A 19,353-nucleotide genomic window follows, 5' to 3' on the forward strand; every position below is an offset into this window, starting at 1 on the left:
GTTGATATTGGGGTAGGGCGCGGCCGCTTAGCCCGTTTTGGGCGGGGCCACCCTGGCCTGGCGGGTGGCCATATACTTGGTCACCTAGCCCCCCCCCCCCCCCCCCGCGTTTCGTCCTCTGAATGCGGTGGTTCGCACTGCCAACTACCGCATTCAGAGGACTGAATGCATGGGGTCAGCAGAACCAGGCACGCGCCCGGAGGATGTCGGTCTTCAGGACGGGCGCGCCGTCGACCGGGGCGGGGTTCTCCGGGGTCGGCTTGATGCCACCGGCGGCGACGTCGTCGAGGGTTTCGAGACCTTCGTGACCGACGGTGCCGAAGATCGTGTAGTTCGGGCGCAGCGCGGAGTCGCCGTACACCACGAAGAACTGGCTCCCGTTCGTCGCCGGGCCCGCGTTGGCCATCGCGAGGACACCGCGCGAATACACCTTGCGCTCGCCGGTCGGGTCGGTCGGCGCGGGCGGCAGGCCCACGGGCAGCTCGTCGTTGTACTTGTAGCCGGGACCGCCCTCGCCGGTACCGCTCGGGTCACCGCACTGCAGCACCTTCAACGTCGGGTACGCGGTCAGCCGGTGACACGTCGTGCGGTCGTAGAACCGGTGCTTCGCCAGATGCAGGAAGCTCTGCACCGTGCACGGCGCCTTCGCCCGATCGAGGGTCAGGTCGATGTCGCCCTGGTTCGTCTTCAGCCGCACCGGAACCTTGCCCCGGTCCGGCGTGCGACGCGGGTCCGGCGGCAGCGGGACCGGACGCGCGGCAGGCTCGTCCGGCGTCTGCGTGTACTGGCACGGCCCCTTCGTCACCTTCGGCGGCGCGCCTTCCGCCGACGCCGTTCCGGTGCCTGCCGCGAGCATCAGCCCGGCTCCCAGCACTGCCACAAAGACCTTCGCGATCCTCTGCACGGTTCCTGCCTCCCAGCCGTGGACGAAGAGCAGAGCATAGGGTGAATCCCCGGCGCTCACACAGGTCCGGAAGTAGGTCCGCGGTTAGGGTCGATGCCGTGGAGATCGCCGAACGACACCAATGGCAGCTGAACGCCCTGACCTTCCTGTACGCGTACACGCAGTACGTCCTCGTGCACGAGCGGGTCATGGCGGGGCTGCCGCCGGAGAAACCGGCCGAACTCGACAAACCGCGCATGCTCAGGCTCGCCAAGGTCGTCGACGACATGATCCTCGACTTCCGCAAGGAGGACGGGCTGACCGATCTCGAGCGGCGCCGGGTCATCCGCCTCGCCAGGGAGATCAAGTCGCACGTCCGGGAGAAATGGCCGCCTCGCGACGCGTCGCTGACCGAGTGGATCGCCTCGGCCGCGGCGCACTTCTACTGCGAGGAGCACATCAACAACGGCTACGTCCGGATGGGCCGCGTCTTCGATCCCGACATGGCCGACCGGTTCCTGGAACGCGTGGAGTTCTGCCGGGGCCAGACCGTCACGATCACGAACTACGCCCACAAGGTGGCGGACGGCGAGCAGCTCACGTACGGCGAGACCAACCAGCTCGAAGTCTGGAAAGAGGACGCGATCGCCCATTTGGACAATCTCGACAGCGATTTCGGCGACATCAAGATGTACGTCGAATTCTGATCCTCGTGAGTGGTAAGGACGGTTCTAACCGTCCTTACCACTCACGAGCCGCGAAGGTCCGCGATGAGTTCTCCGGCCGCCGCGAACGGGTCGAGTTTCCGCGCGACCACGCGTTCGGCCAATTCGGTGAGCCGGTCCCCGGAGCGCAGGTCGACGATTTCCGCGCGCAGCCGCTGCACGGCGATCGCTTCGACCTCGTCCCGGGCCCGCGCCGCACGACGGCGGGGCAGTTCGTCGCGACGGACCAGCCAATCGTGATGTTCGTCGAGCGCGCGGACGACGTCCTCGACGCCTTCGCCGCGCGAGGCCACCGTTCGCACGATCGGCTGACGCCAGCTCGGACCGCGGATCTCCCGGCGTACCAAGGAGATCATCTGCTTGAGGTCGTGCACGGTCGCGTCCGCGCCCTCGCGGTCGGCCTTGTTCACCACGAACACGTCCGCGATCTCCAGCACGCCCGCCTTGGCCGCCTGGATCCCGTCGCCCATCCCGGGCGCGAGCAGGACCACCGTGGTGTCGGCCAGTTTCACGACGTCCACTTCGGACTGACCGACGCCGACGGTCTCGATCAGCACGACGTCGAACCCGGCCGCGTCGAGCACCCGGACGGCCTGCGGCGTCGCCCACGACAGCCCGCCGAGATGACCGCGCGTGGCCATCGAACGGATGAAGACACCCGGATCGGTGGCGTGTTCGGTCATCCTGATCCGGTCGCCGAGCAGCGCGCCGCCGGAAAACGGCGACGACGGGTCGATCGCCAGCACCCCGACCCGCAGGCCCCGCGCCCGCAGGGCCGTGAGCAGCGCGGACGTCGAAGTCGACTTGCCGACACCGGGCGGTCCGGTCAGGCCGACGACCCGCGCGTTGCCGGTGTGCGGCGTCAGCTTCGCCGCGACCTCGGGCAACCGCGGATGGGCGTCCTCGACCAGCGACAGCAGCCGGGCGATCGCGCGGGGGACGCCGTCCCGCGCGCCACCGACCAGTTCGTCGATGTCCAGCTGTACCGGCAAGGGCTTTACGGAACGCGGAGGAGCAGCGCGTCGCCCTGGCCGCCACCACCGCAGAGGGCGGCCGCACCGAGGCCGCCGCCGCGACGGCGGAGTTCGTGCACCAGGTGCACGGCGAGCCGCGCGCCGGACGCGCCGATCGGATGACCGAGGGCGATGGCGCCGCCGTCGACGTTCACCTTGTCCGCGCTGACGCCGAGCTTGTCGGCCGAAACCACCCCGACGGCGGCGAAGGCCTCGTTGATCTCGATCAGGTCGAGCGCGTCCGCGGTCAGCTTCTCCTTGGCCAGCGCGGCCAGGATCGCGTTCGACGGCTGCTCGTGCAGGCTGGCGTCCGGACCGGCGACCACGCCGTGCGCGCCGATCTCGGCGAGCGGGGTCAGGCCCAGCTCCTCGGCCTTGGCCTTGCTCGCGACGATGACCGCGGCCGCGCCGTCGGAGATCTGCGAAGCCGATCCGGCGGTGATGGTGCCGTCGGAGGCGAAGGCGGGACGCAGCTTCGCGAGGCTTTCGGCGGTGGTGTCGGCGCGGACGCCCTCGTCCTGGGAGAAGACGACCGGGTCGCCCTTGCGCTGCGGGATCGACACCGGCGCGATCTCGGCGTCGAAGCGCCCCTCGGCGATGGCCGCGGCGGCGCGCTGGTGCGACCGCGCGGAGAACTCGTCCTGCTGCTCACGGGTGAGCCCGTAGCGGCTGTTGTACTTCTCCGTCGAAGCACCCATGGCGACCTGGTCGAAGGCGCAGAACAGGCCGTCGTAGGCCATGTGGTCGACGAGCGTGGTGTCGCCGTACTTGAACCCGGCGCGGGACTTCGGCAGCAGATGCGGCGACTGGGTCATCGACTCCTGGCCACCGGCCACGATCAGGTCGAACTCACCCGCGCGGATGAGCTGGTCGGCCAGCGCGATGGCGTCGAGACCGGAGAGGCAGACCTTGTTGACGGTCAGCGCCGGGACGCTCATCGGGATACCGGCGGCGACCGCGGCCTGCCGGGCCGGGATCTGGCCCGCGCCGGCGGTGAGCACCTGGCCCATGATCGTGTACTGGACCGCGTCCGGGGAGACACCGGCCTGCTCCAGCGCCGCCTTGATGGCGAATCCGCCGAGTTGCGCGCCCGAGAAATCCTTCAGGGAACCGAGCAATCGCCCGATCGGTGTTCGGGCGGCACCCAGGATCACGGAACCGGACACGGCGTCCTCCAAGCATCGACGCAAGGGCAAAGGGGTCTTCGCGACCATACCCGGGTCGCGGGCCTCTTGATGGAGCCAGTGTGAGGCGGCGCACGCCGGTCCGCCTGCCCGCGCACCTATCCTGCTCAGCATGAACCAGGCGCTGAAACCGTTCGTGACGGCCATCGACCACGTCGGCATCGCGGTCCCCGATCTCGACGCCGCGATCGCCTTCCACGCCGAGCATTTCGGCCTGGAGGTCGCGCACGAGGAGGTCAACGAGGAGCAGGGCGTCCGCGAGGCGATGCTGCGCGCGCCGGGCACCGCCGGGACCGAGACCGCGATCCAGCTCCTCGCGCCACTGCGCGACGATTCCGCGATCGGCAAGTTCCTCGCGAAGAGCGGGCCCGGACTGCAGCAGCTGGCGTACCGGGTGTCCGATGTGGACGCCGCGGCGGCGGCGCTGCGCGCGCAGGGACTGCGGCTGCTCTACGACGAGGCGAAACGCGGCACGTCCAACAGCCGGGTGAACTTCGTCCACCCCAAGGACGCCGGCGGTGTGCTGGTGGAACTGGTCGAGCCCGCGAAAGACGGTCACTGACCTCGTGTCAGCGCTTCGGCGATGAAGAGGACCTCGCGGTCGATCTCGGCGGGGTCCCCGTCCTCGGTGTGCCGCGCGGTCGCGTGGCGGTGACTGACCGCCCTCGCGAGCAGCCCGGACGCCGAATCGATGTCGGCCGCGGCGAGTTTGCCGCCCGTCGCGGCGACGATCACCGCCTTCACCTGCCGGACGAGCTGCTGGAACCGTTCGGACAGCGCGTCGCGGACAGCGCGGTGCGTGTCGGCCTCGCGCCACAGCAGGTGTGAGAGCGCCAGCGACCGGTTGAACCGCCTGTCGAGCTCCACGACGAGGCCGCGAAGGCTGCCCGCGAGGTCGCCGGGGACCACCACGACGGCCGGTTCGATCCGGGCGTCGGGCAGTTCGGCGACGAGCGCGGCCAGCAGATCCGACTTGCGCCGGAAGTAGTAGTGCACGAGGCCTTTCGGCACGCCTGCCCGCTCCGCGATCCGCGAAGTGGGCGTGGCGTCGAAACCGGATTCGGCGAAAAGCGCCTCCGCGGCTCGCAGGATGCGCTGTTTCGCCGAATCCTCTTTCACGCCGTTTCCTCCCGGGTCAGTGCTGTCCCGCCATCTTGTGCGTCGCCTGGGCGATCGGCATCGCCGCCGCCCCGGCCACCACGGTCAGGACGCCACCGATCCAAGCGGTCCAGGACGCGCCCATGAAATCGGCGTATCCCATCACCCAGGGCGAAATGAACAGCAGCGCGCCCAGAACGATCTGGATGCCTTCGCCGTAGACCATGCCAGGCATCGCAAGCGAAGCGAGACCGTCGAGGGCGACCAGCGCGCCGAGGACGACGAGCGTCCACATGGCGGTGTTGTCCGTGGTCATCCAGAGGGGTGAAAGAGCGACGACGACACCGATGACCACCTCCGCCCAGTCATGGGGACGGGTCCAAGGGCGCGTCGTGGGTTCATTCATGCGTGCTCACCTCCGAATATCGGCTGAACCTGCAGGTCGGAGAGATCTCCACCGCCCATGGTCCGCTTGGTTGGCCGGCCGGTCAAGACCGCTCGATAACACTTCGGGATGTGGACGTGCTCCACGTCTCGTACAGTTGTGAAGCCGGTTACCCATGAGTAATTTAAGCCGCCAAACGCCGTCCCCCCATTCGCGGAGGTTCCGATGTCGCAGCTCGGCGAGATCCAGCAGGCCATTCTGAACGATGACCTCGGCGCCGTGGCGTCGCTCGACGTGCCGGAGACCTATCGCGGGGTGACCGTGCACAAGGACGAGGCCGGCATGTTCGAAGGCCTCGAAAGCCGGGACAAGGACCCGCGCAAGTCGCTGCACGTGGACGAGGTCCCGACGCCGGAGCTGGGTCCCGGCGAGGCGCTGGTCGCGGTCATGGCGAGCGCGATCAACTACAACACCGTCTGGACCTCGATCTTCGAACCGGTCTCGACGTTCAAGTTCCTGGAGCGCTACGGGCGGCTCTCGCCGCTGGCCAAACGCCACGACCTGCCGTACCACGTCGTCGGCTCGGACCTGTCCGGTGTCGTGCTGCGCACCGGGCCCGGCGTGCACAACTGGAAGCCGGGCGACGAGGTCGTCGCGCACTGCCTCAACGTGGAACTCGAAGGCCCGGACGGGCACAACGACACGATGCTCGACTCCGAGCAGCGGATCTGGGGTTTCGAGACGAACTTCGGCGGGCTCGCCGAGATCGCGCTCGTGAAGTCGAACCAGCTGATGCCGAAACCGGACCACCTCACCTGGGAAGAGGCCGCCTCCCCCGGTCTGGTGAACTCCACGGCCTACCGTCAGCTCGTCTCGCGCAACGGCGCCGACATGAAGCAGGGCGACGTCGTGCTGATCTGGGGCGCTTCGGGCGGCCTCGGCTCCTACGCGACGCAGTACGCGCTCAACGGCGGCGCGATCCCGGTGTGCGTGGTCTCCAGCCCCGAAAAGGCGGAGATCTGCCGGAAGCTGGGCGCGGAGCTGATCATCGACCGGAACGCCGAGGGCTACAAGTTCTGGAAGGACGAGCACAACCAGGACCCGAAGGAGTGGCAGCGGTTCGGCAAGAAGATCCGCGAGCTGACCGGCGGCGAGGATCCGGACATCGTCTTCGAGCACCCTGGCCGCGAAACCTTCGGCGCGTCCGTCTACGCCGCGCGCAAGGGCGGCACGATCGTCACGTGCGCGTCGACTTCCGGCTACGTGCACCAGTACGACAACCGCTACCTGTGGATGAACCTGAAACGGATCATCGGCAGCCACTTCGCGAACTACCGCGAATCGTGGGAAGCGAACCGGCTGATCGCGAAAGGTCTGATCCACCCGACGCTGTCGAAGACCTACGCGCTCGAAGACACCGGGCAGGCCGCTCTGGACGTCCACCGCAACGCGCATCAGGGCAAGGTCGGCGTGCTCGCCCTTGCCCCGGAAGAAGGTCTGGGCGTCCGGAACCACGAGCTGCGCGAAAAGCACATCGACGGGATCAACGCTTTCCGGAACGTTTAGCGCGCCGGAACGTGCTTTCGCCGCGCGTTGCGTGGGTGCTCACCCTTCCGTGACTCCAGCTCGACTACGGTAGAAGGATGAGCCTTGGCGAGGAACGGGAGCTAGTGCCGCTGGGAGCCGGCTTCGACGTGGCGAAGCGCGGTTACAGCCGTGCGCAGGTCGACGAACATCTCGAACGGCTGGACGCCGATCTGAAGATGCTCACCGCCGATCGCGATGCCGCCATCGGACAGGCGGGCGACCTGGCACGGCAGCTGGAGATCGCGCGCGGCGAGATCGCGGACCTGCGCGGACAGGTCGACAGGCTCGCCCAGCCGCCGACGAGCGTCGAAGGCCTTTCCGAGCGCCTGCAGCGGATGTTGCGGCTCGCGCAGGACGAGGCCGCCGACACCAAGGCGCGCGCGGAAGCCGAAGCCGGGCACATCCGCGCCAAGGCGGAGACCGACGCGAGCGCCATGCGGGCCCGCTACGAGCAGCTGCTCAACGAGCTCGACCTCCGCCGCAAGGAGATGGAGGCCGAGCACCGCGGCGTGCTGGAGAAGGCCCGCGCCGAGGCGAAGGACATCATCGACAAGGCGAAGGCCGAACGCGACAAGCTCGACGCCGAATCGCAGCAGCGCCGCACTCAGGTCGAAGAGGACTTCGAGATCGCGATGGCGTCGCGGCGCACCGAGGCCATGCACGCGCTGGCCGAGCAGGAGGCCGCGAGCAAGGCCGAGGCCGCCCGCCGCGTCCGCGAGGCCACCGAGGACGCCGCCGCCATCCGCGCGAAGGTGCTCGAAGAGGAGACGGCGGCCAAGGCCGACATCGAGCGCCGTCAGCGCGAGTCCGTCGCCGACGCCAACAAGCGCAAACAGGACTCGATCACCGAGGCCAACGCCCGGCTCGCCGAGGCGGCCGACGAGGCACGCCGCCGCGTCCGGCAGGCCACCGAAGAGTCCAACCGGCGGATCACCCAGGCCACCGAACGGGTCGAAGCGCTCCGCAAGGTGCGCTCCAGCCTGGCCGAGCAGGTCCGCTCCGCGCGGACGGCGCTCGCCGAGGCGACACACGTGCTCGGCGACGAGCCGCATGTCCCGGCGGACCTGAAGGCGAAGCCGTCGCCCGACGCGGAAGCCACCGTGCAGCTCCGGACCGCCGATGTGCCGAAGGCCACATCCGGCGCGAAGCCTTCACCGCGACCTGCGGCAGCGCAGAAACCGACTGGCGAGTAACCTTTTCACCCGACCGTGCTCGCGACGGCCTGCGAGGCCGCCGACGAGCGGTTATCGTCGCTGCTCGCACGCTGGTGCGGGCTGTCAGATCGGTGGAGGTTGCGGATGGCTGCATATCGGACCGTGGTCGTGGGCACGGACGGCTCGGATTCTTCGTTCGCCGCGGTCGACCGGGCGGCGGGCGTCGCCGGGGATTCCGGAGCGACCCTGGTCATCGTGTGCGCCTACTACCCCGCCAACAAGGGCGACGTGGAGAAGGCGCAGGACGTCCTCGGCGACGAGGCGTACCAGGTCGTCGGCTCGGCGCCCGCTGAGGACACCCTCCTGTCCGCCCGCGACCGGGCGGCGAAGGCCGGCGCGAAGACCATCGAGACCGCCGCGGTCGTGGGCGACCCGGTCGACTCGCTGCGCAAGGTCGTCGCCGAGCGCTCCGCGGACCTGCTGGTGGTCGGCAACCGCGGGCTGAACACGCTCGCGGGCCGCATCCTCGGCTCCGTGCCGTCCGAAGTCGCGCGGAAGTCCGGGGTGGACGTGCTCATCGTCCACACCACCTGATGCCCGAACCCGGCGAGATCTCGCCCGACGCGCTGCAACAGCGCCTCGAACGGATCCTGCTCGGTGGAAGGCGCAAGTACACCCGGCTCGAAGTCGCCGAGAAGGCAGGCGTTCCCGAAGAACGCTCTCGGCGGCTTTGGCGTGCGCTGGGCTTCGCGACGGTCGAAGACGACGAGGTCGTCTTCACCGACGCCGACATCGAAGCGATCCGCACGGCCGATCAGCTGATGAACTCGGGGCTGATCGACCCGAGCATCGAACTGGCCGTGACGCGCGCGCTGGGCCAGCACCTTTCGCGGCTCGCGGAATGGCAGGTCCACATGCTGTGGACGATGATCACCGAGAACAAGGAGATCGGCAGCAGCGAACGCCAGATCGGGCGGCTCGTCGAACGGCTGCTGCCCGAGCTGGAGAAGGTGCAGGAGTTCGTCTGGCGCCGCCACCTCGCGGCCTACGCCGGCCGGGCGATGGCCCTGCCCGACGAGGACCTCGAAGCCAGGACCGAAGTGGTCGGGTTCGTCGACATGGTCGGCTACACACGGCTGACCAGGCAGGTCGACGAGGACGAGCTCACCGACATCCTCGATCGGTTCGAATCCGTCGCCACCGAGGTCATCGCCGATCACCACGGGCGGATCGTGAAGATGATCGGCGACGAGGTCCTGTTCGTCGCCGATTCCGCCGTCGACGGCGCCGAGATCGCCCTCGCCCTGTCCGAACGCGCCGACGCCGACGAGACCCTGCCCTCCGTGCGCGCCGGGCTGGCTTCGGGCCGGATCCTCAGCCGGTTCGGTGACGTCTACGGCTCGGTCGTGAACCTCGCCGCCCGCCTCACCTCGACCGCGCGGCCGGGCACCATCCTGGTGGACAAGGAACTCGCCACCGAACTCTCGGAATTCCCGCAGTTCGAGGTCCGCACGCGGCGGCCGGTTTCGGTGCGGGGGTACAACCGCCTGCGGCCTTCGTCTTTGCGCCGGGCACGGGAGCGGCCCGCGGGCATGTTCGCCTCTTCGCAGCAGCTCGCGGCGGAGATGCTGGGGCTGGCTGACGCCACTCCCACTCCTGCGCCCGCTCCGGACGAGGCCGAGGACGCCACCGCGGACTCGTTGCCGCCCCGGCCCAAGCGGCGCCGCCGTCGCTGATCCCCGCCTGGGAGAGCAAGGGACCTTTGCTACCACCGCCGGGCGGTCGCGAGTGGCGATTCGGGTCAGTGCCGACCTGCGGCCGGGCGATTTCGCGTGACTGGAGGGACGACACGCGTGATCAGATGGACGACACGCGTGATCAGGCGGACGGCTCTCGGCGGCCCCAGCCGCCGACGCGTGACGTCCGTTCAATCACGCGTGTCGTCCGTCTGATCACGTGTGCCGTCCGCCCGGTCACTCGAAAAGTCCCGGTTCGCTCCGCTCCGGGGGGGGAGCGAGGTCAGGCGGGCAGCACGGCGTACTGCCGCACGTAGAGGTCGGTGTAGGTGACCGGGCCGCGCGGGCCGGGGACCTTGTCCAGGTTGATGCCGGTCTCGGGGACGGCGAGGAGCTTGAAGCCGTCGAGCAGCCGGGTCGGGGCGTTCCAGAAGACGCCGGTGCCGGTGTACGCGTCGAAGAACGCGTCGGCGGCTTCGCTGCTTTCGGTCGCGATGCCGGCGGCCAGGCCCGAGGTCCGCTCGTTGGCGATCTCCGCCGCCTCGGGCAGGCCGGAGACCTTCGCGACGGTGACGGTCGCTTCGCGGTCCGAGTCGAGCGCCCATTCGTAACCGATGGCGTGCTCGTGCGGGGCGAGCGACGGCGTGACGCCGCGTTCGGCCAGCGCGCCGGAGATGCCGGGCCACACGCGGTCGTGCGCGTCTTCGTGGATCAGCAGCAGGTTCAGCCGGTTGCAGACACCGAGCCGGTCGAGGCTGTTGAAGACCAGGTCACGCACCTTGTCGGTGTCGGCCGCTTCGTCGACGTACAGCACGCCGCCGCCGTCGGCGTGGGCCAGCGTGCGGACGCCGTGGACGGCCGCCTCGGTGGCCAGCGCCCTGGTGCTGTCACCGCTGCCGCGCAGGATGACCAGCGGCACGAGCGCGGGGAAACGGACCAGCGCGGAGGCCGCTTCACGTTCGGCACGCGGCACCAGCTGGATGACGTCCGGGTCGATACCCGCCTCGGAGAGCGCGGGGGCGATCACGGTCTCACGCAGGCGCTGGGCCGAGCCGAGCGCGGCGGAACCCGTGCGGAGCACGCCACCGTTGCGCGACTTCACCAGCTGCGACGCGACGTCGACCGTGACGTTCGGGCGTGCCTCGTAGTTCGCCCCGATCACGCCGACCGGGCGGCGGCGTTCCACCAGCCGCAGCCCTCCGTCCAAAGTGGACACGTCGACGGACCGCTCCTGATGCGGCGCTCCCGCCAGGAGACGGAGCTGTTCGGCCATGCCGGTCAGCCGCTCGGGCGTGATGGTGAGCCTGTCGAGCAGGCCCGCGCTCATTCCGTCCTCGCGCGCCTTGGCGATGTCGGCCTGGTTCGCCTCGAGCACGACGCCGGCGTGCTCGACGAGCTTGTCCGCCATGGCGTTCAGCGCGGCGTCGATCGCTTCCGGGGAGGCGGCGGCCAGCGACGGTGCGGCCCGTTTCGCCGATCGAGCGCATTCCTCGACGGCCTTGGCGACCTCGTCCATCTGCTGACTCCTTCCGCGCGGAACGAGCCATCAGTCTGCCGTACCGCCCCGGTCAGGCGACGGTCGGCTCCAGCAGCCACAACCCGCCCGCGAAGAGACAGCTCACCGTCAGCACGGCCATCACCAGCACCCACAGCACCGCGGGCATCCCGGTGAGCCTGCCGAGCTGGTCGGCGTCGGAATCCCTCGCCGCACCACGGCGCCGCTTGATCTGCAGCTCGACCACCGGCCGGACGCCACCGAACAGCAGGAACCAGGTCAGCAGGTAGACGAAGATCGCCTGGAACCACGACGGCGCCACCAGCGCGACCAGCCCGAGTACCACCGAGCTGGCGATCACGGTGAACACCCCGTAGGTGTTGCGCACCATCACCAGCACACCCAGCAGCATCAGGGCCGTCACGATCAGCACGACGGTGATCAGGTCCGACGACAGCAGACCCGCGAACACCAGCCCGAGCACCGCGGCCGCCGGATAACCGGCCAGCGCGGTGAACGCCATCCCCGGCCCCTCCGGTTTGCCGCGGGAGACGGTGACGCCGGAGGTGTCCGAATGCAGCTTGATGCCCTGCAGCCGTCGTCCGACCAGTACCGCCGCCAGCGCGTGGCCTGCCTCGTGGACGAGCGTGATCAGGTTGCGGGCGATCCGCCAAGGCCTGCCCGAGAGCACCACGAGCAGCGCGAGACCACCGGTGACCAGGGTGATCGTGCCGGGCGGAGTGGACTGGGCGATGTCGGAAACCGTTTCGGCGGGAGACGAGCTCACCTCACCAGCTCACCACAGGCCGGATATGTCCTGTGTCAGGCGGTCATGGAACCCCCGATCCCCCGCGTGCGAAACTCCGGGTCGTTGCGCAGGGCGAAGGCCACCCAGCTGCGGAACGGACGCCAGACCGCGGAAAGCTCCTCCAACTCCTCTGGCGGCGCCTCCGGCAGGTCGTACGCGGCCCGCATGGCCTCCTGCAACCGTGGCTCTGCGGCGGGGAAGACGTCGGGATGCCCGGCGCCCCGGATCAGGATCAGCTGCGCCGAGAACGGGCCTATCCCCGGCAAGAGCTGCAGCCAGCGCAACGCGTCCGGCACCGGCATCGCGCGCAGATACGCGGCGTCGAGCAGACCGTCCTTCGCGGCGTTGGCCACCGCGCGCAGCCGCTCGGCCTTCACCTCCGGCAGACCGCGCCCGGCCTCGGGCCCGGCCAGCACGTCCGGCCCGGGGAACGACCTGAGGACGTGCCCGCCGACGTCCACCGGCCTGCCGAACTCCTCGGCGAGCCGCCTTTTCACGGTGGCGGCCTGCGACATCCCCGTCCGATGGCTCAGGATCGCCCAGCAGGCCGCTTCATAGGGCGAATGGAACAGCACGGGACGCAAGCCGGGATGCGCCAGCTGCAGGCGGCGCACCACCGGATCCGCCGTGCCGATCTTGGCGAAGCCGACACCGTCCACATCCACCGAGAGGATCCGCCGGACCTGGGCGCCGACCTCGACGGCGAGCCCTTCTTCGGCGAAGACCTCCACCTCGATCGTGCCGGGCGATCTCTGTCTGACGGCCGCGCCGACGTGCTCCCAGCCCGCTTCGGCGGGAAACGCGAAGCGCAGGGTGCCGGGCTCGGCGGCGGCGTCCGCGCGGCACGCGGGCGGGAAGTCGGTCAGGAAACGGATGGACTTGTCGAGATCGAACGGGCCGCGCACCGGGATGCGAAGCGTGGTCGAGGCGGTGTGCTGCAGGATCGAGCCGGTCATTTCGGGCTCCTTCGGCTGGGGAACGGCGACTCCCTCCGACGTTAGAGACGGCCACCGACAGTTTCGGGTCGCGGCGGCGGGAATGTCGCGAACGGGCCGGTCATGGCAGATTCTCGGGTGAACATCGTGAAGGGAGCAGCCGTGCCGGACCATCGCGAACGTCTGAGGAGCCTGCTGCGGCCGGGCACCACGGCCGCCGGAGCGGGCAAAGGTTTCCTTGATCTGCTGGGGGAAATCCCGCAGGCGGGGCCGCCGACCGGACTCGCGCAGCGGCTGATGCGCACCTCCGCCGTGCCGGTGATCTACGAGCGGTACTGGCGCCCGGCGCTGGGCAGGGTCGCGAAAGGACTGAACGGCCCGAGCATGGCGGACGAGGTCCGCATCGCGATCGAAGCACTCGGCCTGCGCCCTGGCCAGATCGCGCTGGACGTCGCCTGCGGCACCGGCCGGTTCACCCGCGCCTTCGGCGAGGCCGTCGGCCCGGAAGGGCTCTCCATCGGCCTCGACGGTTCGGTCACCATGCTGGAAAAGGCGCTCGCCACGCCCAATCCCGCCTCGGTGGCGTATGTACGCGCCGACGCCGTCGACCTGCCGCTCGACGATTCCACTGTGGACGCCGTCTGCTGCTTCGCCGCGCTGCACATGTTCGCCGACCCGGACGCGGCCCTGGATTCGTTCGCCCGCGTGCTGAAACCCGGCGGCTCGCTGGTGCTGCTGACCAGCGCCCGGCACGGCGGTCAGCCGATGCGGCTGGCGGACACCGTCCTCGGCAGGCTGAGCGGTCAGCGGATGTTCGACCGCGGCGAGATCGCGGGGAAACTGGCCCGGCGCGGCTTCGAGCACGTCGGCGAGCGGTACTCGGGTGTCACGCAGATCGTCACGGGCAGGCTAGGAGTTAACATCCGGAAATGATCCGCTCTGAGCACGCTTCGCCGATTCCTCCCGACGACAGCTACCTCCGTTCGCTGGTCGAAGCGACCGCGGACGCCGTCGCCGCGGCCGAACCGCTCGGGTCGCCCCATGACGGCGCGGACGCCGCCACACGGGACGCCGTCAGCACCGGGATCCACGCGCTCGAGGCGGACTTGGTGGGGTTGAGCCAAGACCTGCACGCTCATCCCGAAGAGGGTTTCGCCGAGCACCGCTCGGTCCGTGCGCTCGCCGACCTGCTCCGGCGGCACGGCCACGAGGTGACGATCGGCGCGGGCGGGCTGGACACCGCCCTGGTCGCGACCACCCCCGGCAGCGGCCCGCATATCGCGATCCTCTCCGAGTACGACGCCCTCCCCGGGCTCGGCCACGGCTGCGGGCACAACGTCATCTGCACCGCCGGCGCGGGCGGTTTCCTCGGCGCGGCGGCGGTCGCCGAACGGCTGGGCGGCCGGGTCTCGCTGATCGGCACGCCGGCGGAGGAAGGCGGTGGCGGCAAGGAGACCATGGCCCGCGCCGGCGTTTTCGACGACGTCGACGCCGTGCTCATGCTGCACCCGTTCAGCCACGACATCGCCATGCATCCCTTCCTCGGCAGGCGGCAGCTGGAGATGGTGTTCCACGGTGTCGGCGCCCACGCGTCGGCTCAGCCGTTCATGGGCCGCAACGCACTCGACGCCGCCGTCGCCGCGTACCAGGGTGTCGCGGCACTTCGGCAGCATCTGCCCTCCAGTGATCGCGTGCACGGCCTCTTCACCGACGGCGGCGCGCGGCCGAACGTCGTCCCCGAACGCGCGGCGCTGCTGTTCTATCTCCGGTCCGCGCAACCGGACACGCTGCGCGACCTCGCCGAGCGGGTTTCGGCGATCGCGCGCGGCGCGGCGGAGATGACCGGTTGCGGAGTCGAACTGCGGTGGGACGCCCAGCCCGCGTATCTGCCGATCCGGTTCAACACCACCCTCGCCGGACGCTGGTCGGTGCATCAGGTCGACGCCGGCCGCAAACCGCTGCCGCCCGGGATCGTGCCCGAATTCCTCACCGGCTCGACCGACCTCGGCAACCTCTCCTACCGGATGCCCGCGATCCACCCGATGATCGCCATCGCCGGGCCGACGACCGCCTTGCACACCAAGGAGTTCGCGGCCGCGGCCGGTTCGCCCGACGGCGATCGCGCGGTCGTCGACGGCGCGCTGGGGCTGGCGCTGACCGCCGTCGACTATCTGGCCGACGCGAAACTCCGCGCCGCGGTGCACGAGGAGTTCGAGGCGTCGGGCGGGGCCTTGGACGTACCGGCGTTCTTCGACTGACCGCTCGAAGTGCTCCTTCCCGCTGAGAGCGCATGGGGGGAGTTCTCAGGTGATTCTTCTCAGGAAAGCACAGGGGTATTCCACAGGCGGCTCACAAGTACGGGCGCGAATCTTGTTCCATGACCGAGAACGAGAGTCGGCCAGGCCCCGCCTCAACCGGTGGGCACCAGCCGCCGCACCAGCAGCAGTACCCCGGTTACACCCCTTGGCAGGCCGCGCCGAATCCGCTCTTCACGCCGCAGCCCGCACCTCGCAAGAAGGGCGGCCGCGTCGCCGTCCTCGTGAGTGCGACGGCGCTCGCCGCCGCACTCGTCGGCGGGGTCGGCGGAGCGGCGATCATGGGGATCGGCTCCGCGTCCTCGGCGTCGGGCACGGGTTCGTCCGCGGTCGCCAACGGGCAACTGGTCGGGAACAACACTTCGGGTGACGTCAGCGCGGTCGCCGCGAAGGTGACGCCGAGCGTCGTCCAGGTGAACGTGACCACCGCGCAGGGTGAGGCCGTCGGCTCCGGCGTCATCCTGACGGCGGACGGCCGCATCCTCACCAACGCCCACGTCGTGGCGGACGCCGAGGGCGACGTGACCGTCACGCTGTCCGACGGCAAGCAGTACAAGGCGAGCGTGGTCGGCGCCGACACGAAGGCCGACATCGCCGTGCTCCAGGCGAAGGACGCGAGCGGGCTGACACCGGCTTCGCTCGGCGATTCCAGCAAGCTCGCCGTCGGCCAGCAGGTCGTCGCGATCGGCTCCCCCGGCGGCCTGCAGAACACCGTGACCACCGGCATCGTGAGCGCGCTGAACCGCAAGCTCGACGAGCTCAGCAGCGGCCAGGAGCGGCGCTCGCCCTACAGCAGGACCACGAACGAAGCCGGGCCGAGCTACACCGCGATCCAGACCGACGCCCCGATCAACCAGGGCAACTCGGGCGGGGCGCTGGTGGACGCGCAAGGCAACGTCATCGGGATCAACTCGGCGCTGTACAACCCGGCCTCGACGGGCAGCATCGGCATCGGGTTCGCGATCCCCATCAACGACGCGAAGAAGATCGTCGAGCAGATCGTCGGCTGACCCCGCCGTCTGGACCGCTGTCAGGGGGCGGCCCAGCAGGCACAGTCCGTGAAGGCCTCCTTGCACAAGGAGGCCTTCACGGCGTTCAGAGTTCGTACGTGAGGGTGAAGGTGTGGTTGCCGTCGTCGTCCTTGACGATTCCCGCCGTTCCGGTGATGCCTGCCAGCTCACCGTGGCCGGAGCCCGGCAAGACGATCAGGTGGTGCCCGTTCTCCCCCGCCGAGTGATGCAGGACGAAGCCGCCCTTGCGCCCGTCGACAGTGACGGCAAGCCGCTCGAAGGCGACGTACGCCGACGACGTCTCGTTCACCGCCGTGAGCATCTCGACGGCGCTGGTGCCTTCGACGTCGCCGGTGAACGTCTTGGTCAGCAGCACCCGTGAGAACTCGGTGCCTTCGGCCTTCTCGGTGGCTTTCGGATCCCAGCCGTCCACGGTGAACGACGCTGTCGCGGTGTTGGTCATACCGCCGAGCCTGCCGGGCATACCTGACAGATCGCGTCAGGTATTCCTCACCGCCGCCGGTTCCCGAACAGGCCGCGCGTGATCTCCCGGCCGAGCGCGCTCGCCGCCGAACGGAGGAACGACTTCACCGCCGGGTTCTTCATCGCCTGCTCGACCATGCCGGGGCCCTCCTTCTCCGGTTTCGGAGCCGGTGTCGCCTCCGGAGCGGCCTCGGAGGCGGGCGGTGCGGCCACCTTCGCGGCGAGCTTCTCGTAGGCCGACTCACGGTCGATCGTCTCGGAGTACTTCGCGTGCAGATCCGAAGACGACGTCGCCGCGGAGATGGCTTCGGCACCGATGGAGCCCATCTTGGACCGCGGTGCGCGCAGCCGGGTCCACGCGACCGGCGTCGGGGCGCCCCGTTCGGAAAGGACGGTGACGATCGCTTCGCCGATGCCGAGGGACGTCAGCGCCGAGTCCAGCTCGTAGTGCTTCGTCTTCGGGTACGTCTTCACCGTCTTCGTCAGCGCCGCCTGGTCCTCGGGCGTGAACGCGCGCAACGCGTGCTGCACGCGCGCGCCCAGCTGGGACAGGACGTTGTTCGGGATGTCCGTCGGAAGCTGGGTGCAGAAGAACACGCCGACACCCTTCGACCGGATCAGCTTCACGGTCTGCTCGATCCGCTCCAGGAACGCCTTCGACGCGTCGTTGAACAGCAGATGCGCCTCGTCGAAGAAGAACACCAGCTTCGGCTTGTCGAGGTCGCCCTCTTCGGGCAGCTCCTCGAACAACTCGGCCAGCAGCCACATGAGGAACGTCGAGAACAGCGCGGGCTTCGACTGGAGGTTGTCCAGTTCGAGCAAGGTCACCATCGCCTTGCCGCCGTCCTCGCGCATCAGGTCGTGGACGTCCAGCTCGGGCTCGCCGAAGAAGTCCTCGCCGCCCTGAGCCTCCAGATTGGACAGCGCGCGGAGGATCACCCCGGCCGTCGCGGCCGAGACGCCGCCGATGCCCTTGAGGTCCTCCTTGCCCTCGTCACTCGTCAGGTGCGTGATGACCGAGCGGAGGTCCTTCGTGTCCAGCAGCGCCAGCCCGCGCTGATCGGCCCAGTGGAAGATCAGGCCGAGCGTCGACTCCTGCGTTTCGTTGAGCCCCAGCACCTTCGACAGCAGGATCGGGCCGAAACTCGTGATCGTCGCCCGGATCGGCGATCCCTTGCCGCCCGTGCCCAGCGACAGGAACTGCACGGGGAACGCGGCGGGCTCCCAGGAGTCGCCCAGTTCTTCCGCGCGTTTGGCGATCTTGTCGTTGCTTTCGCCCTGCGCGGCGAGTCCCGACAGGTCACCCTTCACGTCCGCCAGCACCACCGGCACTCCCGCGGCGGAGAGCTGCTCGGCGATCAGCTGCAAGGTCTTCGTCTTGCCGGTACCGGTCGCGCCCGCGACCAGCCCGTGCCGGTTCAGCGTCGCCAGCGGCAGGCGGACCGCCGCGCCGGCGTCGGCCTTGCCGTCGATCACGACGGCGCCGAGCTCCACCGCCGCCCCGTCGCTCACATAACCCTGCGCGATCTCCTGGGCTGGACCCTGTTCGGCCACTGTCGCTCCCCGATCTGTGACATGACTCACCTGAGGATGCACACGGTGCCAGCAACGCGCCCAACCCGCACGTCGCGCGTCACGAATCCCCGGGTCGGGTTAGGGTTTCGGGGTGAACGACCGCCTAGTCTGGATCGACTGCGAGATGACGGGGCTCGACCTCGGCAAGGACGCGTTGATCGAAATTGCCGCGCTGGTGACCGACGCCGAGCTCAACGTCCTCGGTGAAGGCGTCGACATCGTCATCCACGCCGACGACGAAGCCCTCGACGGGATGCCGGAGGTCGTCCGCGAAATGCACGCCCGCTCCGGCCTCACCGAAGAGGTCCGGCGCTCCACGGTCACCATGGAAGAAGCCGAGCAGCGCGTGCTCGAATACGTCCGCGCGCACGTGCCCGAGGCCAACGTCGCCCCGCTCGCCGGCAACTCCATCGCCACCGACCGCGGCTTCATCACCCGCGACATGCCCCTGCTCGACACGCACCTGCACTACCGCATGGTCGACGTCTCGTCGGTGAAGGAACTCGTCCGGCGCTGGTACCCGCGGATCTACTACGCCAAGCCCGAGAAGGGCCTCGCGCACCGCGCGCTCGCCGACATCAAGGAATCCATCGGCGAGCTCGACTACTACCGTCGCGTCGCCTTCGTCCCGCAGCCCGGCCCGACCACCGAACAGGCCAAGGCCGCGGCCGCTGAAGTGCAGGAACGCCACGAACGGTAACCCGTTGCGAGCCCCCGAAACGGGCACGCTAATATAGTGCGGCCGAGGTGATGGGGGGTTCCCCGAGCCCGGCGATGGTGGGCGTAGCTCAGCTGGTAGAGCACCTGGTTGTGGTCCAGGAGGTCGCGGGTTCGAAACCCGTCGCTCACCCCATCGACCCCAGTTCGGCCGGTTATCCCGGCAGGCTGGGGTTTCGCTTTTTTCGGGGTATCGGTAACACGGCGTGGCGCTCGCGCGAGTCCAGGAAGGAACTCGCGCGGAGGATGC

20 protein-coding genes and 1 tRNA gene are annotated in these 19,353 nt (G+C 69.4%); 11 read left to right on the forward strand and 10 right to left on the reverse strand.

Annotated features, from left to right (window positions below; all coding sequences use genetic code 11):
- Positions 1–175 precede the first annotated feature (175 nt).
- Complete coding sequence (locus ACFWIW_RS21820; RefSeq protein WP_378370186.1) at positions 176–856, reverse strand: peptidylprolyl isomerase; 681 nt, start codon at positions 854–856, stop codon at positions 176–178.
- Positions 857–1,002: 146 nt separating this feature from the next.
- Here ACFWIW_RS21820 and ACFWIW_RS21825 point away from each other — a divergent pair, with 146 nt between their 5' ends.
- Positions 1,003–1,590 (forward strand): hypothetical protein, encoded by a 588-nt coding sequence (locus ACFWIW_RS21825; protein WP_034315451.1) that lies wholly within the window; start codon positions 1,003–1,005, stop codon positions 1,588–1,590.
- A gap of 41 nt (positions 1,591–1,631) precedes the next feature.
- On the opposite strand, the gene meaB is transcribed toward ACFWIW_RS21825, so the two are convergent.
- Positions 1,632–2,600 (reverse strand): methylmalonyl Co-A mutase-associated GTPase MeaB, encoded by a 969-nt coding sequence (meaB, locus tag ACFWIW_RS21830; protein WP_378370106.1) that lies wholly within the window; start codon positions 2,598–2,600, stop codon positions 1,632–1,634.
- 5 nt (positions 2,601–2,605) lie between these two features.
- On the reverse strand, positions 2,606–3,787 hold the full coding sequence (locus tag ACFWIW_RS21835; protein ID WP_378370107.1) for an acetyl-CoA C-acetyltransferase: 1,182 nt from the start codon (positions 3,785–3,787) through the stop codon (positions 2,606–2,608).
- Positions 3,788–3,917: 130 nt separating this feature from the next.
- Between ACFWIW_RS21835 and mce the strand changes: the two genes are divergently transcribed.
- On the forward strand, positions 3,918–4,367 hold the full coding sequence (gene mce / locus ACFWIW_RS21840; protein ID WP_093937501.1) for a methylmalonyl-CoA epimerase: 450 nt from the start codon (positions 3,918–3,920) through the stop codon (positions 4,365–4,367).
- Here the strand turns inward: mce and ACFWIW_RS21845 are convergent.
- Both ACFWIW_RS21845 and ACFWIW_RS21850 read right to left on the reverse strand, forming a co-directional pair.
- Complete coding sequence (locus ACFWIW_RS21845) at positions 4,361–4,924, reverse strand: TetR/AcrR family transcriptional regulator (RefSeq protein ID WP_378370108.1); 564 nt, start codon at positions 4,922–4,924, stop codon at positions 4,361–4,363. The genes mce and ACFWIW_RS21845 overlap by 7 nt on opposite strands.
- 16 nt (positions 4,925–4,940) lie before the next feature.
- Complete coding sequence (locus ACFWIW_RS21850) at positions 4,941–5,309, reverse strand: SPW repeat protein (protein ID WP_378370109.1); 369 nt, start codon at positions 5,307–5,309, stop codon at positions 4,941–4,943.
- Positions 5,310–5,513: 204 nt separating this feature from the next.
- Between ACFWIW_RS21850 and ccrA the strand changes: the two genes are divergently transcribed.
- The 4 genes from ccrA (at position 5,514) to ACFWIW_RS21870 (ending at position 9,765) form a co-directional block, all read left to right on the forward strand.
- The gene (gene ccrA, locus ACFWIW_RS21855) at positions 5,514–6,854 is read left to right on the forward strand and encodes a crotonyl-CoA carboxylase/reductase (RefSeq protein ID WP_378370110.1); all 1,341 of its coding nucleotides are present in this window, start codon (positions 5,514–5,516) and stop codon (positions 6,852–6,854) included.
- 77 nt (positions 6,855–6,931) lie between these two features.
- On the forward strand, positions 6,932–8,068 hold the full coding sequence (locus tag ACFWIW_RS21860) for a chromosome segregation protein (RefSeq protein WP_378370111.1): 1,137 nt from the start codon (positions 6,932–6,934) through the stop codon (positions 8,066–8,068).
- Positions 8,069–8,173: 105 nt separating this feature from the next.
- Positions 8,174–8,623 carry a universal stress protein gene (locus ACFWIW_RS21865; protein WP_007031721.1) on the forward strand — a complete coding sequence of 150 codons (450 nt, stop codon included), beginning with the start codon at positions 8,174–8,176 and terminating at the stop codon, positions 8,621–8,623.
- On the forward strand, positions 8,623–9,765 hold the full coding sequence (locus tag ACFWIW_RS21870) for an adenylate/guanylate cyclase domain-containing protein (protein WP_378370112.1): 1,143 nt from the start codon (positions 8,623–8,625) through the stop codon (positions 9,763–9,765). Before ACFWIW_RS21865 ends, ACFWIW_RS21870 begins: the two co-directional genes overlap by 1 nt.
- 283 nt (positions 9,766–10,048) lie before the next feature.
- Here ACFWIW_RS21870 and ACFWIW_RS21875 read toward each other — a convergent pair whose 3' ends face one another.
- From ACFWIW_RS21875 to ACFWIW_RS21885, 3 genes are read right to left on the reverse strand one after another with little or no spacing between them, the layout of a single operon-like run.
- Positions 10,049–11,281 (reverse strand): aldehyde dehydrogenase family protein, encoded by a 1,233-nt coding sequence (locus ACFWIW_RS21875; RefSeq protein WP_378370113.1) that lies wholly within the window; start codon positions 11,279–11,281, stop codon positions 10,049–10,051.
- 52 nt (positions 11,282–11,333) lie between these two features.
- On the reverse strand, positions 11,334–12,047 hold the full coding sequence (locus ACFWIW_RS21880; protein ID WP_378370114.1) for a M50 family metallopeptidase: 714 nt from the start codon (positions 12,045–12,047) through the stop codon (positions 11,334–11,336).
- 35 nt (positions 12,048–12,082) lie between these two features.
- A complete protein-coding gene (locus ACFWIW_RS21885; RefSeq protein ID WP_378370115.1) occupies positions 12,083–13,024 on the reverse strand; it encodes a DNA-3-methyladenine glycosylase family protein in 942 nt (313 codons plus the stop codon).
- Positions 13,025–13,126: 102 nt separating this feature from the next.
- On the opposite strand from ACFWIW_RS21885, the gene ACFWIW_RS21890 reads away from it, so the two are divergent.
- The 3 genes from ACFWIW_RS21890 to ACFWIW_RS21900 all read left to right on the forward strand — a co-directional run bounded on the left by ACFWIW_RS21890 (position 13,127) and on the right by ACFWIW_RS21900 (position 16,328).
- Positions 13,127–13,936 (forward strand): class I SAM-dependent methyltransferase, encoded by an 810-nt coding sequence (locus ACFWIW_RS21890; RefSeq protein ID WP_378370116.1) that lies wholly within the window; start codon positions 13,127–13,129, stop codon positions 13,934–13,936.
- On the forward strand, positions 13,933–15,261 hold the full coding sequence (locus ACFWIW_RS21895) for a M20 family metallopeptidase (RefSeq protein ID WP_378370117.1): 1,329 nt from the start codon (positions 13,933–13,935) through the stop codon (positions 15,259–15,261). Before ACFWIW_RS21890 ends, ACFWIW_RS21895 begins: the two co-directional genes overlap by 4 nt.
- Before the next feature lie 119 nt (positions 15,262–15,380).
- Positions 15,381–16,328, forward strand: a complete 948-nt coding sequence (locus ACFWIW_RS21900; RefSeq protein WP_378370118.1) for a S1C family serine protease — start codon at positions 15,381–15,383, stop codon at positions 16,326–16,328.
- Positions 16,329–16,413: 85 nt separating this feature from the next.
- Here ACFWIW_RS21900 and ACFWIW_RS21905 read toward each other — a convergent pair whose 3' ends face one another.
- Both ACFWIW_RS21905 and ACFWIW_RS21910 read right to left on the reverse strand, forming a co-directional pair.
- Positions 16,414–16,791, reverse strand: a complete 378-nt coding sequence (locus ACFWIW_RS21905; RefSeq protein ID WP_378370119.1) for a DUF3224 domain-containing protein — start codon at positions 16,789–16,791, stop codon at positions 16,414–16,416.
- A gap of 47 nt (positions 16,792–16,838) precedes the next feature.
- Positions 16,839–18,365 carry a helicase HerA-like domain-containing protein gene (locus ACFWIW_RS21910; RefSeq protein ID WP_378370120.1) on the reverse strand — a complete coding sequence of 509 codons (1,527 nt, stop codon included), beginning with the start codon at positions 18,363–18,365 and terminating at the stop codon, positions 16,839–16,841.
- 112 nt (positions 18,366–18,477) lie between these two features.
- Between ACFWIW_RS21910 and orn the strand changes: the two genes are divergently transcribed.
- Together orn and ACFWIW_RS21920 are read left to right on the forward strand one after the other, a co-directional pair.
- Positions 18,478–19,086, forward strand: coding sequence for an oligoribonuclease (gene orn / locus ACFWIW_RS21915; protein WP_378370121.1), 609 nt, complete (start codon positions 18,478–18,480; stop codon positions 19,084–19,086).
- A gap of 77 nt (positions 19,087–19,163) precedes the next feature.
- Positions 19,164–19,239 (forward strand) — tRNA-His (locus tag ACFWIW_RS21920).
- The last annotated feature ends 114 nt before the right edge of the window (positions 19,240–19,353 follow it).

Origin of the sequence: Amycolatopsis sp. NPDC058340 (genome assembly GCF_042723975.1) — a bacterium.
Classification (GTDB): domain Bacteria; phylum Actinomycetota; class Actinomycetes; order Mycobacteriales; family Pseudonocardiaceae; genus Amycolatopsis.